General features: G+C 65.5%; 14 protein-coding genes, 1 tRNA gene and 1 pseudogene. 7 read left to right on the top strand and 9 right to left on the bottom strand.

Annotated elements, in window-relative coordinates; translation table 11 throughout:
• Positions 1–127: 127 nt before the first annotated feature.
• Positions 128–1,210: a hypothetical protein gene (locus AACW18_RS01120; protein WP_218389905.1), complete on the top strand. Its 1,083-nt coding sequence runs from the start codon at positions 128–130 to the stop codon at positions 1,208–1,210.
• A gap of 80 nt (positions 1,211–1,290) precedes the next feature.
• Here the strand turns inward: AACW18_RS01120 and AACW18_RS01115 are convergent, their stop codons facing one another.
• Entirely contained in the window at positions 1,291–1,671 is a 381-nt protein-coding gene (locus tag AACW18_RS01115; RefSeq protein ID WP_042653423.1) for a hypothetical protein, read from the bottom strand.
• A gap of 185 nt (positions 1,672–1,856) precedes the next feature.
• On the opposite strand from AACW18_RS01115, the gene AACW18_RS01110 reads away from it, so the two are divergent.
• The 3 genes from AACW18_RS01110 (at position 1,857) to AACW18_RS01100 (ending at position 5,232) form a co-directional block, all read left to right on the top strand.
• Positions 1,857–3,224 (top strand): bifunctional NUDIX hydrolase/phosphatase PAP2 family protein, encoded by a 1,368-nt coding sequence (locus AACW18_RS01110; protein WP_218389904.1) that lies wholly within the window; start codon positions 1,857–1,859, stop codon positions 3,222–3,224.
• 10 nt (positions 3,225–3,234) lie between these two features.
• Positions 3,235–4,323, top strand: a complete 1,089-nt coding sequence (gene ydiK / locus AACW18_RS01105) for an AI-2E family transporter YdiK (RefSeq protein WP_042653424.1) — start codon at positions 3,235–3,237, stop codon at positions 4,321–4,323.
• Between the two features lie 204 nt (positions 4,324–4,527).
• Positions 4,528–5,232, top strand: a complete 705-nt coding sequence (locus tag AACW18_RS01100) for an SDR family oxidoreductase (RefSeq protein ID WP_218292735.1) — start codon at positions 4,528–4,530, stop codon at positions 5,230–5,232.
• 67 nt (positions 5,233–5,299) lie between these two features.
• Here the strand turns inward: AACW18_RS01100 and AACW18_RS01095 are convergent.
• The 3 genes and pseudogenes from AACW18_RS01095 to AACW18_RS01085 form a co-directional block, all read right to left on the bottom strand.
• Positions 5,300–5,548: pseudogene (locus tag AACW18_RS01095) on the bottom strand (agmatine deiminase family protein); the annotation flags it as partial.
• Positions 5,549–5,600: 52 nt separating this feature from the next.
• Positions 5,601–5,741, bottom strand: coding sequence for a hypothetical protein (locus tag AACW18_RS01090; protein WP_218330053.1), 141 nt, complete (start codon positions 5,739–5,741; stop codon positions 5,601–5,603).
• 51 nt (positions 5,742–5,792) lie between these two features.
• On the bottom strand, positions 5,793–5,942 hold the full coding sequence (locus AACW18_RS01085) for a hypothetical protein (protein WP_256351991.1): 150 nt from the start codon (positions 5,940–5,942) through the stop codon (positions 5,793–5,795).
• Positions 5,943–5,947: 5 nt separating this feature from the next.
• Between AACW18_RS01085 and AACW18_RS01080 the strand changes: the two genes are divergently transcribed.
• Positions 5,948–6,220 (top strand): LysR substrate-binding domain-containing protein, encoded by a 273-nt coding sequence (locus AACW18_RS01080; protein WP_339381437.1) that lies wholly within the window; start codon positions 5,948–5,950, stop codon positions 6,218–6,220.
• A 73-nt stretch (positions 6,221–6,293) separates the two neighbouring features.
• The gene (dhaR, locus tag AACW18_RS01075; protein WP_218389937.1) at positions 6,294–8,195 is read left to right on the top strand and encodes a dihydroxyacetone kinase operon transcriptional regulator DhaR; all 1,902 of its coding nucleotides are present in this window, start codon (positions 6,294–6,296) and stop codon (positions 8,193–8,195) included.
• A 100-nt stretch (positions 8,196–8,295) separates the two neighbouring features.
• Here dhaR and dhaM read toward each other — a convergent pair whose 3' ends face one another.
• The 4 genes from dhaM to AACW18_RS01055 all read right to left on the bottom strand — a co-directional run bounded on the left by dhaM (position 8,296) and on the right by AACW18_RS01055 (position 12,321).
• Positions 8,296–9,012 (bottom strand): dihydroxyacetone kinase phosphoryl donor subunit DhaM, encoded by a 717-nt coding sequence (gene dhaM / locus AACW18_RS01070; protein WP_218389903.1) that lies wholly within the window; start codon positions 9,010–9,012, stop codon positions 8,296–8,298.
• A 1-nt stretch (position 9,013) separates the two neighbouring features.
• Positions 9,014–9,643 (bottom strand): dihydroxyacetone kinase subunit DhaL, encoded by a 630-nt coding sequence (dhaL, locus tag AACW18_RS01065; protein WP_218389902.1) that lies wholly within the window; start codon positions 9,641–9,643, stop codon positions 9,014–9,016.
• Between the two features lie 9 nt (positions 9,644–9,652).
• Complete coding sequence (gene dhaK, locus AACW18_RS01060; protein ID WP_218389901.1) at positions 9,653–10,723, bottom strand: dihydroxyacetone kinase subunit DhaK; 1,071 nt, start codon at positions 10,721–10,723, stop codon at positions 9,653–9,655.
• A gap of 239 nt (positions 10,724–10,962) precedes the next feature.
• On the bottom strand, positions 10,963–12,321 hold the full coding sequence (locus AACW18_RS01055; RefSeq protein WP_218389900.1) for an NCS2 family permease: 1,359 nt from the start codon (positions 12,319–12,321) through the stop codon (positions 10,963–10,965).
• 214 nt (positions 12,322–12,535) lie between these two features.
• Between AACW18_RS01055 and AACW18_RS01050 the strand changes: the two genes are divergently transcribed.
• The gene (locus AACW18_RS01050; protein ID WP_042653433.1) at positions 12,536–12,868 is read left to right on the top strand and encodes a cupin domain-containing protein; all 333 of its coding nucleotides are present in this window, start codon (positions 12,536–12,538) and stop codon (positions 12,866–12,868) included.
• 118 nt (positions 12,869–12,986) lie between these two features.
• Here the strand turns inward: AACW18_RS01050 and AACW18_RS01045 are convergent.
• A tRNA-Asp gene (locus tag AACW18_RS01045) sits at positions 12,987–13,063 on the bottom strand.
• Positions 13,064–13,071: the final 8 nt, after the last annotated feature.

The following is a 13,071-nucleotide window of genomic DNA, read 5'->3' as shown; positions in this document are numbered from 1 at the left end:
GGCAATATGGTAGCCTGCCAGCGACCGCCGCATCCCGCCAGGAAGCGGCGCTCCAGTTCAGGTGATATTGTCGGGATATGGCAATATATACCCTTATTAATCAAATAATTACTTGGATATGTTGTCAATGCGTATCATGCCGTTGCTGCAGGCTACCTGCCTGAGTCTGATGTTGTCCGCCTGCGTTGCCCCCCTGCTGCTGATGAGCCCCACCAGCCAGTTGATGTGGGCGCTGCTCAAGCCGCTGGTCGGTTTCGATCCGAACGAAGTCAACCTGTTCGAGCAGCCGCTGATCAAGGACAGGATGACCGCCATGCTGGGGCCGAATTACGACAACACCATGCAACTGCTCAAGACGGCCAACGAGTTGCAGCAGGAGGGTCCGCTGTTCTACGTCGTCTCCCGCTACGCCCCGGTGCCGGATATCGCCAAGCAGGCTGGCATGGTGTGGAACGCCGATACCAACCAGCTCTCCGTCATGCTGCAGAAGAGCGATGGCGCGACCCAGGTGTTCGGTGAAAACCTGACCGCGGCGACCCCGAGCTGGCCCAGTGCGATGCAGGGATGGCAGAGCCAGGCCACCGCCCTCGGTGACGTCGGCAAGGTGCTGACCGGTTCGAGCGGTTCCCTGCTGGGCAATGTGGTGGGCGCCATGCAACAGAGTGCCACCCAGGCCGTGACGAACTCCGCCAAGCAGGCGGTCGGCGGTGCCACCAACGCGGTGCAGCAACAGGCCAACAAGGCCCTGACCGACGCCACCACCCAGGCGGTGAGCAGCGCCACCGGTACTGTGCAGCAGCAAGTCAGCAAGAGTGCCACCAGCCCCCTGCAACAGGCCAATCAGGCCGTGACCGATTCCGCCAGGCAGGCAATGAGCGGCACCACCAATGCGGTGCAGCAACAAGCCAGCAAGGCCCTGACCGATACCGCCACCCAGGCGGTGAGTGGCGCGACCGCTACGGTGCAGCAGCAGGCCAGCAAGAGTGCCACCAGCCCCCTGCAACAGGCCAATCAGGCCGTGACCGATTCCGCCAAGCCGGCGGTCAGTGCCGCTACCACCACGCAGCAGCAGGCCAGCAAGGCCTTGACCGGGGCTGCCAAGCCAGCGGCCGGTGCCGCCAGCGCGCCGCAGGCTGACAAGGGGACGCAGCAGCAGAGCGAGCAGGCCAGGGCCGATGCCGAAGCCGAGCTGGAGAAGCTGCTCAACTGAGCACCCACGGCACACCAGCCCCACAATGCCAACAGGCCACCCTAGGGTGGCCTGTTGCTTGTCTGCACTGCCTCGGCGGATCAGGGGAGATGGCGATCCTGCTCGGTGGGCTTGACCACCTTGTCTTCACTGTGCTCGATGGCGGTGCGGATAAGGTCGACCCCGGCCCGGATGATCAACACCCCCATGTTGACCAGCTTGACGCAGACCCACATGAAGGTGATGAGCAGTATCAGCTTGAGCACCGTCTGGAACGCTTCCAGGAAGTTCTGCTCCAGTTGACTGGTGAGGCCGTTGGCACTGGTCATCAGCCAGGTGTAGACCTCGCGCACGAACGGGATGCGGCTCGGCATCTCCAGCACGTCCAGGGCGGCGGGCAGGGCCTGGAAGATGACGATGCTACCGAACAGTATCAGAATGACGCCGATGGCTACCCCTAAGAAAAAACCAATCTGTCTCATGGAAGGCCCCAAGAAGTGTTGAATGAAAAGAACAATAGCTGCCAATACTAGGGACTGCCTCGGCGCACGGCAATCCTTGTCCGCCCGGAGCGGGTTCAAACCAGGCCATATATGGCAGGAAATCATTGCCCAAGTATCTGATTTCTGTGAGGCTTACCGCCATTCATCCCCACCCGTCGGCCGCCATGATCCGAACCTGCTGTTTGCTGCTCCTGTTGCTCTTCCCGCTGTTCGGCGCCCAGGCCGCCCCCAGCGCCGCCGCCTGCGTGATCAAGCATCAACAGGCGCTGCTGCTGGTGCAGGACAGGATCTCCGATCGCTACAGCCTGAGCGGAGGCTATATAGATGCGGGCGAGACCCCGGCCCAGGCGGCCCTGCGGGAGCTGTTCGAGGAGACGGGGCTGCGCGGCCGGATCACCGGGGAGCTGGGGCAGTGGCAACGGGCCATGCTGTTCGCCTGCCAGACACTGACTCCCATCCAGGCCCAGCACGGATCGGCTTTTGTCTCCCTGCTGCGGGCCCCCAACCTCGGCGGCGAGATCCTCAACGCCAGGCTGATCGAGCCGGCCTCACTCCCCCATGACCAGCGTCGCTTCCCGACGCAACTCGACTGGCTAGTCCCCAGGCTGGCGCAGGTGGCCGATAGCCAGGTGCAGTGGTTGCCCGACTTCAGCGCCGGGGGGAGCGCCCTGCACAGGGCCGAGCTGCCGCTGATCCAGCGCCTGCAGCGGTGGCTGGGGCCGGACGCGCTCTGGCTTGAGGCCAGCAATCTGCTCGGGGCCGCCCCCGTCCAGCTGGCGCTGCTCTGCCTGTTGCTGCCGCTGCTGGGCTGGCCGCGGCTCTACCGGCTGCTGTTCGCCATGGTGCTGCTCACCCTGCTGGTGCAGCTGCTCAAGGAGGGGATCGGCTGGCCCAGGCCCTTCCATCTGCAACCCGATCTGGGCCAACGCAGCGCCCAGGGCTTCGGCATGCCCAGTGGTCACGCCGCCTCGACCCTGCTGTTCTGGGGTCTGGTGCTGAGCGCGCTGCCATCCCTCAAGGCCTGGCATGGCATGGCGCTGGCCCTGCTGCTGGCCGCGCTGGCGGGGCTGGCCCGCATCTGGCTCGGGGTGCACTTCCTCTCGGATGTGGTGGCCGGCCTTGGCCTCGGCGCCCTGCTGCTGGCCCTGCGCTCGCCGCTGGCGGCGCTGGCGAGGCGGCATGCCTGCTGGGGCCTGCTGATCCTGATCAGCCTGCTGGCGGGCTGGCTGACCCAGTCCAGCGCCCTGGCCGGACTCGCCATGTTCACGCTGGGGCTGGTATCGGGTAATCTGCTACCACTCGAACGAAACCCGGTTCCCGCCATCGGCTGCATGCTGCTGGCCCTGACGGGGGGGCTCCTCATCGGCGGGGGCCTGCTCGCCATGCCAATGCTCACCAGCAGCTCCCTGCTGATCCTGGCCGGACAAGGGTTACTCTATGGCTGCCTGGGGCTCTGGCTGAGCGCCGGCCTCTGGTGGCTGCTGACTGTCATGAATACTGGCTCCGCTCGCCGGGGCCCAACCCCTCGTTAAAGGGAAAGCAATACATATGAAAAAAGTGGATTTGGCCAAGATCACCCTGGGCCTGCTGTTTCTCAGCCTGCTCATCATCTCGTGCTTCATGGTGCTGCGCCCCTTCCTGCCCGCCCTGGTGTGGGCCACCATGATCACCATCGCCACCTGGCCGCTGATGCAGATGGCGCAGCGGCTGCTGTGGGGCAAGCGCGCCCTGGCCGCCCTGCTGATGAGCTGCATCCTGCTGCTGATGTTCGTCATCCCACTGTTCATGGCGCTGGCCAATGTGGCGGAGAAGGCCCCCATGCTGATCGAGCTGGGCACCCGCATCAGCCATTCCCCGCCCCCCGCGCTGCTCTGGTTGCAACAGTTCCCGCTGGTCGGCGGCAAGCTGTATGAGTTCTGGCAGCAGATCCTGGCGAGCGGCGGTCAGGTGCTGTTCACCAAGCTGACCCCCTATTTCGGCCAGACCGCGCGCTGGCTCGCCTCCCAGGCGGGCAATCTCGGCCTGTTGCTGGTCCACTTCCTGCTGACGGTGGCCATCTGTGGCCTGCTCTACCACTCGGGGGAGAAGGCCGCCGACGGCATTCGCCGCTTCGCCCATCGGCTGGCGGGCCCGCGTGGCGACAACGCCGTCGTCCTCGCCTCCCAAGCCATCCGGGCCGTCGCCATGGGGGTGGTGGTGACCGCCCTGGTGCAATCGTCGGTGGCCGGCCTGGGACTGCTGATTGCCGGCATCCCCTACACCATGATCCTGGTGGTGCTGATGTTCCTGCTGATCGTGGCCCAGATCGGCCCCTTCCCGGTGCTGCTGGCCAGCGTCGGCTACCTCTTCTGGAGCGGCGATACCACCTGGGGCACCTTCCTGCTGGTCTGGTCACTGCTGGCGGGCACCATGGACAACTTCCTGCGCCCCTTCCTCATCAAGCGCGGGGCCGATCTGCCGCTCATCCTGATCCTGGTCGGCGTCATCGGCGGCCTGCTGGCCATGGGCATCATAGGCCTGTTCATCGGCCCGGTGGTGCTGGCGGTGGCCTACACCCTGCTGGATGCCTGGATCAAGGAAGAGGATCAGCCCGTCGCCATAGAGGCGCCCGTGCCACCCAGGGCGGACTGACCCCTGCATGAAGACGCCGCCCCCTGGGCGGCGTGTTTTTTTAAGCAAAGAACCGAGTGCGCTCGCCGGCCTCATGACCCCATAGAACCAAAGTTCGAATCGGCTCGCCAAAATCCGAACCAGGGTTCGAGCCACCACCCTTTGTCCCCTACCCTCCACCCGTGCCTCCCGCCACAATGCCTGCTCATCCTGGAGGAACACGACATGAACGAACTGAGAGCAAAACGCGCCCTGATCAGCGGTGGCGCGAGCGGCATAGGGCTGGCCATCGCCGAGGCACTGGCCGCTCAGGGGGTCGAACTGATACTGGTCTCCCGTCGCCAGGCCCTGCTGGAGCAGGAAGCGGCAAGGCTCAGCGCGCGGCATGGGGTGAGAGTCCTGCCCCTGGCGCTGGATCTCTGCGACAGCGCCCAGGTGCGGGCCCGCCATGCCGAGGCCAGGGCACGACTCGGCCCCATCGACCTGCTCATCAACAACAGCGGGGTCGGCAGCGACTATCTGGTGCAGGATCTGCCGGAGTCGGAATGGGACAGGGTGATGAACACCTGCGCCAAGGGCACCTTCCTGCTGACCCAGGCCTGCCTGCCGGACATGCTGGCCCACCAGCACGGCACCATCATCAACATCGCCTCCCAGGCCGCCAAGCACGGCTATGCCAGGGCCAACGTCTATTGCGCCGCCAAGTTTGCCGTCCTGGGGTTTGCCAAGGCGCTGCGGGAAGAGGTCCAGCAGCAGGGCATCCGGGTGCACAGCCTCTGCCCCGGCCTGGTGCAGGTGCCGCCACCGGCCTGCCCCAGCGAGCGCAAGCCCGGCTGGCTGCAGGTCGAGGACCTGGCAGGGGCCGTGCTCTATACCCTGCGCCAACCCGCCCATGTACAGCTCGATGAGCTGGGCATGACGGGGATCTGAAGCCTAGGGGCGAGGACTTGGGGTTGCACGAAACCCTGCTGGCCCCCTGCAACCGTCGGGGCCGCCTTCAGGCCAGCTGATGCAATGTGATGCAGTGAATGCCGCCGCCCCCTGCGGCCACCGGATCTATGTTGACCTGCGCTATCTTGCGGCCCGGGTAGAGGCGAGCCAGCAGATCCTGGCAATGGCGGTCGGCCGCCTCGTCGCCGAACTCCGGCACTATGACGGCCCCGTTGATCGGCAGGTAGTTGATGTAGCCGGCGGCAAAGTCCCGGCTGCGGCTGAAGCGGTTGTCCCGCCCACCCAGCGGGGGCGGCCAGCTGTTTCAATACTTGGCGTCGGGATGACATCTCTTTATTCCTTCAGATTCAGAGGCTGCTCTTGAAACGAGTCCAGGCTCGCATGCGGGCACGCATCCGGGATTGTGCAATATCCTGGCCTGGAATGAGTCGCTCATAGCTGGCCTCATCCAGATAGATATCCGGGTTGCCGGTCATGGTGGCATTCACCATGGATCTGGCGTTGCGCAGCGATCTGGTACCCCAGGCCGAGTGTCGCCATCAGCTGCTGCTGGAGGACAGGCTGCTGCCGGTGGCGACCCCGGCGGTGCTGGCACAACCGGCCGCGGAGCGCACCACCTTGCACGGGGAGCGGGAGATGGACTGGCACCACTGGACCCTGAAGGGAGGTGAGGATCTGCAGTTGCGCACCCAGGGTGCTCAATTTCTCCGATCCCGGCCTGCTGCTGGATGCCGCCAGTGCCGGGCTCGGTGTGGCGCTGGTGAGCGAGCGGCTCTCCCAGCTGGCCAGGCAACAGGGGCTGCTGTTGCCGCTCTCGTCCTATAGGGTAAAAGGGCCCCAATGGAGCATGCTGGTGCATCAGGAGAGCGAGCAGACGCCCCAGTGCCGCACCCTCTGCCACTGGCTGAGTCAGCAGTTTGCCAAGGCCGCGGCCCTCATCGGGGAAGCCGAGGTTGCGAGGCTCTGAAGCGCATCACTGAATCGGCGAGGGCGGCGTGGTTAAATGGACGGCTTCTACCTTGCCGGATATCGATGTGACCCTGTCATCCGACCCCCAGCCACTGCAGCCCTGGCCTGAGTATCTGCAGGCCTCCTGGCTGCGCTGCGCCCATCAGACCAGCAGCCACCTCTGGCACCCGCCCCACAGCGCCAAGGGGCAGACCCTGCACAGCCTGCGCCAACGCAAGCGGGATCTGCTCACCACAGGCGAGATGGCGATGGAGGATCTCTACGAATTCATGGAGGGGCGCCCCTGCGCCCTGCTGCTCACCGACGAGAGCGGCTGCCTGCTGGCCCGCACCGGCCACGGCGAGACGCTTGCGGAACTCGAGGCGCTGGGCTTTGGTCTCGGCGCCTTCTTCAGCGAGGGGCGCATCGGCACCAATGCCATCAATCTGGCGGCGCTGGAGGGGGTGCCGCTGTGCGTCAGCGGCCCCCAACACTTCAACCAGACCCTGCATCCCTGGCACTGCTGCGCCAGCCCGGTCTACAACAGCAACGGCCGCCAGGTCGCCATCATAGCCCTGGTCTGCAAGGTGGACGCGGCGACCCAGGGGGATCTGGCGCTCACCGTCAGCGCCGGTCGCGAGCTGGCTCATCTGCTGCAGATGGAGCGCCTGATGCAGGAGTCCCAGCACCACCTGAGCGAACTCTACGCCCTGCTCGATGGCATGGACGACGGTGTGCTGGCCTGGGATCCGCAAGGCAAGCTGCGCTACCTCAACGCGCTGGCGGCCCGGCGACTGCGGCTAGATCCGGATCTCTGCCTCGGCCAGCCGCTGGAGCGGCACCTGCTGCTGCCCCAGCGCCTGCTGCTCGCCATCCAGGGCCAGACCCCGCTCAGCCACGTGGAGGTGACTCTGGAGCGGCTAGGCGAGCAGACAGGGGAGTTCATCAGTGCGCTGATAAGCCTCAAGCCGCTGCCCGGGCCCGACGGGGTCAGCTTTATCGCCCTGTTCCATCCCATCGACAGGCTACGCGCCATCAACCAGCTGCGCCAGACGGTGCCCGAGCTCTCGGCCCTGGTGGGGGAGTCGAGCGCCATGCGCAAGCTGCTGCGCCACGCCCGCCAGGCGGCCCGCAGTCAGGGGCCCATGCTGCTGCGCGGGGAAGAAGAGGTGGGCAAGGCGCAGCTGGCGGAGGCCATCCACTTTGGCAGCGAGCGGGCCGCCGGGCCCCTCATCAGCCTCAACTGCCAGGCGCTGCCGAGCGAGCGGATGGCGCTGGAGCTGATGGGCTCCGATGAGGCGGGGCAGGAGCGGGCCGGCAAGTTCGAGCTGGCCCACGGTGGCACCCTGGTGCTGGAGCAGGTGGAGTATCTGCCCGCCCCCATGCAGGCGGCCCTGCTGCAACTGCTCAAGACCGGCCGCATCCAGCGCTTCGACTCGGCCCGTATCCTGCCGCTCAAGGTGCGGATCATCGCCACCAGTAGCGCAGCGCTGGAGCAACGAGTGCAGGAGGGGCTCTTCGGTCGCCAGCTGCTCTACGCCCTGCAAGGGTGCGAGCTGTGGCTGCCGAGCCTGCGCGAGCGCGGGGCCGACTTGCCCGCCCTCATCCGCCAGCAGCTGGCGGCGCAGGGGAGCGAGCCCGTCCGCCAGTTCAGCCCGGCGGCCCTCGACTGCCTGCTGGCCTACCCCTGGCCCGGCAACCTGGGGGAGCTGCGCAGTGCCGTCGAGCACGCCCAGCTCCACGGCAGCGGCGGGCCTATCCCGCCGGAGGCGCTGCCGGCGGCCATCCGTCACGGCTATCAGCAACAGGAAGACGAGGTGGTGGGACAGCCGCGACTCACCCTGGCAGAGCTGGAGCGCCAGGCCATCCTGCGCTGCGCCCACGCCTGCAAGGGCCAGGTCAGCCTGATGGCGCAGCAGCTGGGCATCGGCCGCACCACCCTCTGGCGGCGGCTCAAGCTCATCGGCCTGGATCCCGCCGACTATCACGGCTGACGGCGGCTCGGGTCGCGATTCGGCCCGGTAACAACCGGCAGAGAGAGCAAAAAAAGGCCCCGCGGTGGCGGGGCCTGAGCAAGAGGATAGGCGGTGAGAGTCAGTCGCCGAAGCGCTCGTCGGCCAGTTGCCGGAAGCAGGCAAGGGCGGCGTCGGCATCCTCCCCCCGCGCCAGCAGGCTGAGCCTGTCCCCCTGGCGTACGTTGAGCATGGCCAGCCGGGTCAGACTGCGGGGATTGACCTCCTTGTCGCCGCGCAGGAGGCGCAACTCGGCGGCGAAGGGCTTGAGGGCCGCCACCAGACGGGCGGCCGGGCGCACATGCAGGCCATGGGGGTTGTCGACCACCACCTCGCAACGCAGCCAACCCTCATCGGCCAGCGGTGCCGCCTCGATCACTGCCGAAGCCTCTTTGGCGGGCAGCATGGCCTGCTTGGGGCCCAATGCCCCGAGCGCCTCGGCCGCCACCTCATCCAGACCCAGACCGGCGCCAGCCGCCACCACGGCGGCCAGGGTACCCTCGACCAGCGGCGCCGGGCAGAGCCGCACCCGGGCGCTCAGCTCGGGGGGCAACAGCTCGAGGGCTGTCTCGGCGCTCAGCAGGGCGCTGCCGAGATCCATCAACACCAGCACGCCGCTGCCGTCATCCGCCTGTTCTATCGCACTCATCACGGCGATGGCGTCGGTGCCTATGGGGTGCGCGGGGTCATCGACCCCGGCCGCCAGCAGCAGCCGCGCCGGGCTGCCCAGCTGTGCTGCCAGCTCCTGCAATCCGGCCGCCAGGGTGGCGCTGTGGGAGACTACGACTATGCCTATCATGCTACAGCCTCGCTCTGTCACGCAGGGCGGTCAGCAGCAGCAGGGTCGAGGTGGCCCCGGCATCCTGATGGCCTATGCTGCGCTCGCCAAGGTAGCTGGCGCGCCCCTTGCGGGCCTGCATCTGTATGGTCGCCTCGGCACCGGCCGCTGCGGCCACCACCGCCTTGTCCAGCGCCTCGGCCAGCGGCAGCGCTTGCTGCTGCGCCAGCTGCAGGGCCGCCAGCGCCGGCCACCAGGCATCGCACATGGTCTTGTCGCCGGGCTCGGCACGGCCGCGGGAGACTATCCCCTCCACCCCGTCGGCCAGCATCTTGCCAAGCTGGCTCAGGGTCAGACTCTGGCAGGCGTCGGCGCTGGCCGCCGCCCGGATGAAGAAGGTGCCGTAGAGCGGGCCGCTGGCGCCCCCCACGGAGGAGAGCAGGGTCATGCCGGTGGTTTTGAGCACCTGGCCGATATCCTTGTCCGCCACCGCGGGCAGCTTCTCGGCCACCTTGGTGAAACCGCGCTGCATGTTGAGGCCATGGTCGCCATCGCCGATGTCGGTATCCAGGGCGGTGAGATAGTCACGCTGCTCGGTGAAGATGTGCTCGCAATCGAGCAGCCAGTTGACGATTTGATGTTTGCTTAACATGGACTTTCCTTAGCAGCCGCGACGCAGGGCGGGGGTATTGACGGGAGCATCCCACAGGGTCATCAGCTCGTCATCCACCTTGAGCAGGGTGATGGAGATGCCGGTCATGTCGAGGGCCGTGCAGTAGGGGCCGATCAGGTTGCGCACCGGATGGATACCCGCCGCCTCACACAGGGTGGCGAGTCGGCCATAGACGCCGTACAGCTCTGAGAGGGGGGTGCCCCCCAGGCTGTTGACCAGCACTATGACCCTGTCTCCCTCATTCAGCGGCTCGATGAAGCTGTGCTCCTCCTGCCAGCTGCCGGAGGCTCTGTCCCAGTGGCGCAGGGTGCGGCCATAGGGGCTGTTGTCCGCCAGCTCCCTGAACATCTCATCCACCAGGGTATCGAGATCGGTGAAGGGACGACGCGCTATGCCGGGTTCACCGTGGATACCGACCCCGAACTCCATCTCGTTGTCCCCCAGGGTGAAGGAGGGTTTGCCAGCGGCAGGCACGGTACAGGCGTGCAGGGCCACGCCTATGGTACGGCTCTGGTTGTTGATGCGGCGGGCCAGCGCCTCGCAGCGCGCCAGGTCATAGCCAGCCTCGGCGGCGGCCCCCACCAGTTTCTCGCACAGCACTGTGGTGGCGACGCCACGACGGCCGGCGGTATAGAGGCTGTCCTTCACCGCCACGTCGTCATCGATCAGGGAGAAGCCGACCTGGATGCCATCGCCGTGCAGCAACTCCACCGCAGTCTCGAAGTTGAGCACGTCACCGGTGTAGTTCTTCACTAGGAACAGCACCCCGGCGCCACCGTCGACCGCCTGACCGCACTCGTACATCTGATCCGGAGTCGGGGAGGTGAAGATCTCGCCGGGGCAGGCGCCATCCAGCATCCCCTTGCCCACCAGGCCGCCGTGCATCGGCTCATGGCCGCTGCCACCACCGGACACCAGCGCCACCTTGCCCGGCACGGGGGAATCGGCACGGGTGATGTAGTGGGGTTCGATACGGACCTTGAGCTCGGGGTGGGCGGCGGCCATCCCCATCAGTTGTTCACGGACCACGGCATCGACGGCATTGATCAGCTTCTTCATCGCTCACTCCTTGGCTTGCCACCACACGGGTGGGCAAATGGTTGATGGAGCCAGTCTAACGGGATAGTGCGGGATAAAAATGACGGCCCGTTCGGTTCGGATCTGAAACAGAAAAAGCGGGCCCGGCGTTTCACTCTGAAACCCCATGAAGCAAGCAGGGAGAAAATTGTTAGCCGTCTCACAGCCATGAAAAAGGGCCCCGCAGGGCCCTTCGCTATATCTGGAGATATCTGGGTAGGTTAGATGGCCCAACCACCGGCGTAGAAGGTCACCAGCGCCAGGGCGATGATGACGGTGCCGACGTTGAGCTTCTTCCACTCGGCGGCAAACAGGCGGCCAATCACCAATGCCACGAAGCCCAGCATGATGCCGGTGACTATGTTGCAGGTGAGCACGATGAAGACGGCGCACAGCATGCCCGCCAGCGCATCGACCGAGTCGCTGAAGTCCAGCTTGGTGACGTTACCCAGCATCAGCAGGCCGACGTACATCAGCGCCGGTGCGGTGGCGTAGGCCGGCACCAGATAGCTCAGCGGGGAGAGGAAGATCATCAGCAGGAACAGCACGCCGACCAGGGTCGCGGTCAGGCCGGTCTTGCCACCGGCGGCGGTGCCGGCGGCCGATTCGATGTAGACGGCGGCAGGGGCACCGCCCACCATACCGGCCACCATGCTGCTGACGGAGTCGGCGGTCAGGGCCTTGCCGCCACTGATGATGTGGCCACGCTCGTTGACCAGACCCGCCTGACCCGCGACGGCACGGATGGTGCCGGTGGCATCGAACACGGCCGTCATCACCAGGGCCAGCACGGTCGGGATGACGACAGGGTTGAGTGCCCCCATCAGATCCAGGCTACCGACCAGGGAACCTTTCTCGCCGGTCAGGCTAGGCATGGCGAAGAAGCCCTGCCAGGTCACCTTGGGGTCGAAGAAGAGACCCAGCACAGAGATGGCGACTATTACCATCAGGATGCCGCCCGGCACCTTGCGGCGCTCCAGCCCGAAGATGGCGGCCAGCCCCAGCACTGTCATGATGACCGGGAAGGAGGTCACCTCACCGAGCTGCACCGGCAGACCGGCCCCCTCGTTCTTGATCACCATGCCGACGCCGTTGGTGGCGATCAGCAGCAGGAACAGGCCGATGCCGATGCCGGTGCCGTGGGCGATGCCGGATGGCAGGTTGGCCAGAATCCACTGACGCACACCGGTGACGCTGATCAGGGTAAACAGCACCCCCATCCAGAAGATGGCACCCAGCGCAACCGGGATGCTCAGCCCCTGCCCCAGCACCAGGCTGAAGGCGGTAAAGGCGGTGAGGGAGATGGCGCAGCCGATGGCCATCGGCAGGCGGGCCCAGAGCCCCATCAGCAGGGAGCCAAAGGCGGCGATCAGACAGGTGGCGACGAACACAGGCCCCTGCTCAAAGCCCGCGACACCCAGCATATTGGGTACCACTATGACGCTGTACACCATGGCCAGGAAGGTAGTCAGCCCGGCCAACAGTTCCTGACGCACGCTGCTGCCGCGCTCGGAAATGGAAAAATAGGAATCCAAAAAGCTGCCTCTTCCTGCTTGGGCGGCCATATCTTGCGTTGCCATAACTCATCCTAAAAGTGTGAAGGAAATCGTTTGCTTTTATGGCTGCGCAAAATAGCAAGAATTCACCCAGATTGCAGCGACTTCTCCGACTTTTTCCACAAAGTCGAGAAGAAGGGTGCCAGTCGTCACTCATTGCCATCCCCTGAATGGACTGATCCGCCAGAAAGAGACTCCTATACTGCAAGGACCCCTTCCGCCAGACTGGAGATGACCCATGCACACTCGCAATCTGCTGAACGATATTCCCTCCCCTCTGCCTGCCGAACTCTTTCAGGATCTGGTGAGCACCAATCATCTGCGGATAGAGCGCATCGTCTCCCTGGGGCATCAGACCGCACCTGGCGAGTGGTACGATCAAGATGAACACGAATGGGTGCTGATCGTGCAGGGTGAGGCCAGCCTGCTGTTTTCCGATCCGCAAACCGATGAACAGCAGCTGGTGCTGCTGGGGCCGGGCGATCACATCAATATTCCCGCCCGCCAGAAACATCGGGTGGAGTGGACCCACCCCGAGACGCCCACCATCTGGCTCTGCGTATTCTACTGATGGGCGGTCGAGGCAAACGTGCCGCCAAGCAAGGCAGTGTGAAGGTGAAATCGAGGGGGATTTGGCAAATTGCAGGCATGAAAAAAAGCCCAGTCTTTCGACTGGGCTTCTTAATCATTGGCGGAGCGGACGGGACTCGAACCCGCGACCCCCGGCGTGACAGGCCGGTATTCTAACCAACTGAACTACCGCTCCGCAATTTG

Source organism: Aeromonas sp. sia0103, assembly GCF_963895295.1.
In the GTDB taxonomy this organism is placed as follows: Bacteria; Pseudomonadota; Gammaproteobacteria; order Enterobacterales; family Aeromonadaceae; genus Aeromonas; species Aeromonas encheleia.
The sequence above is the reverse complement of the archived record's forward strand: the minus strand, read 5'-3'. Positions and strand labels throughout refer to the sequence as shown.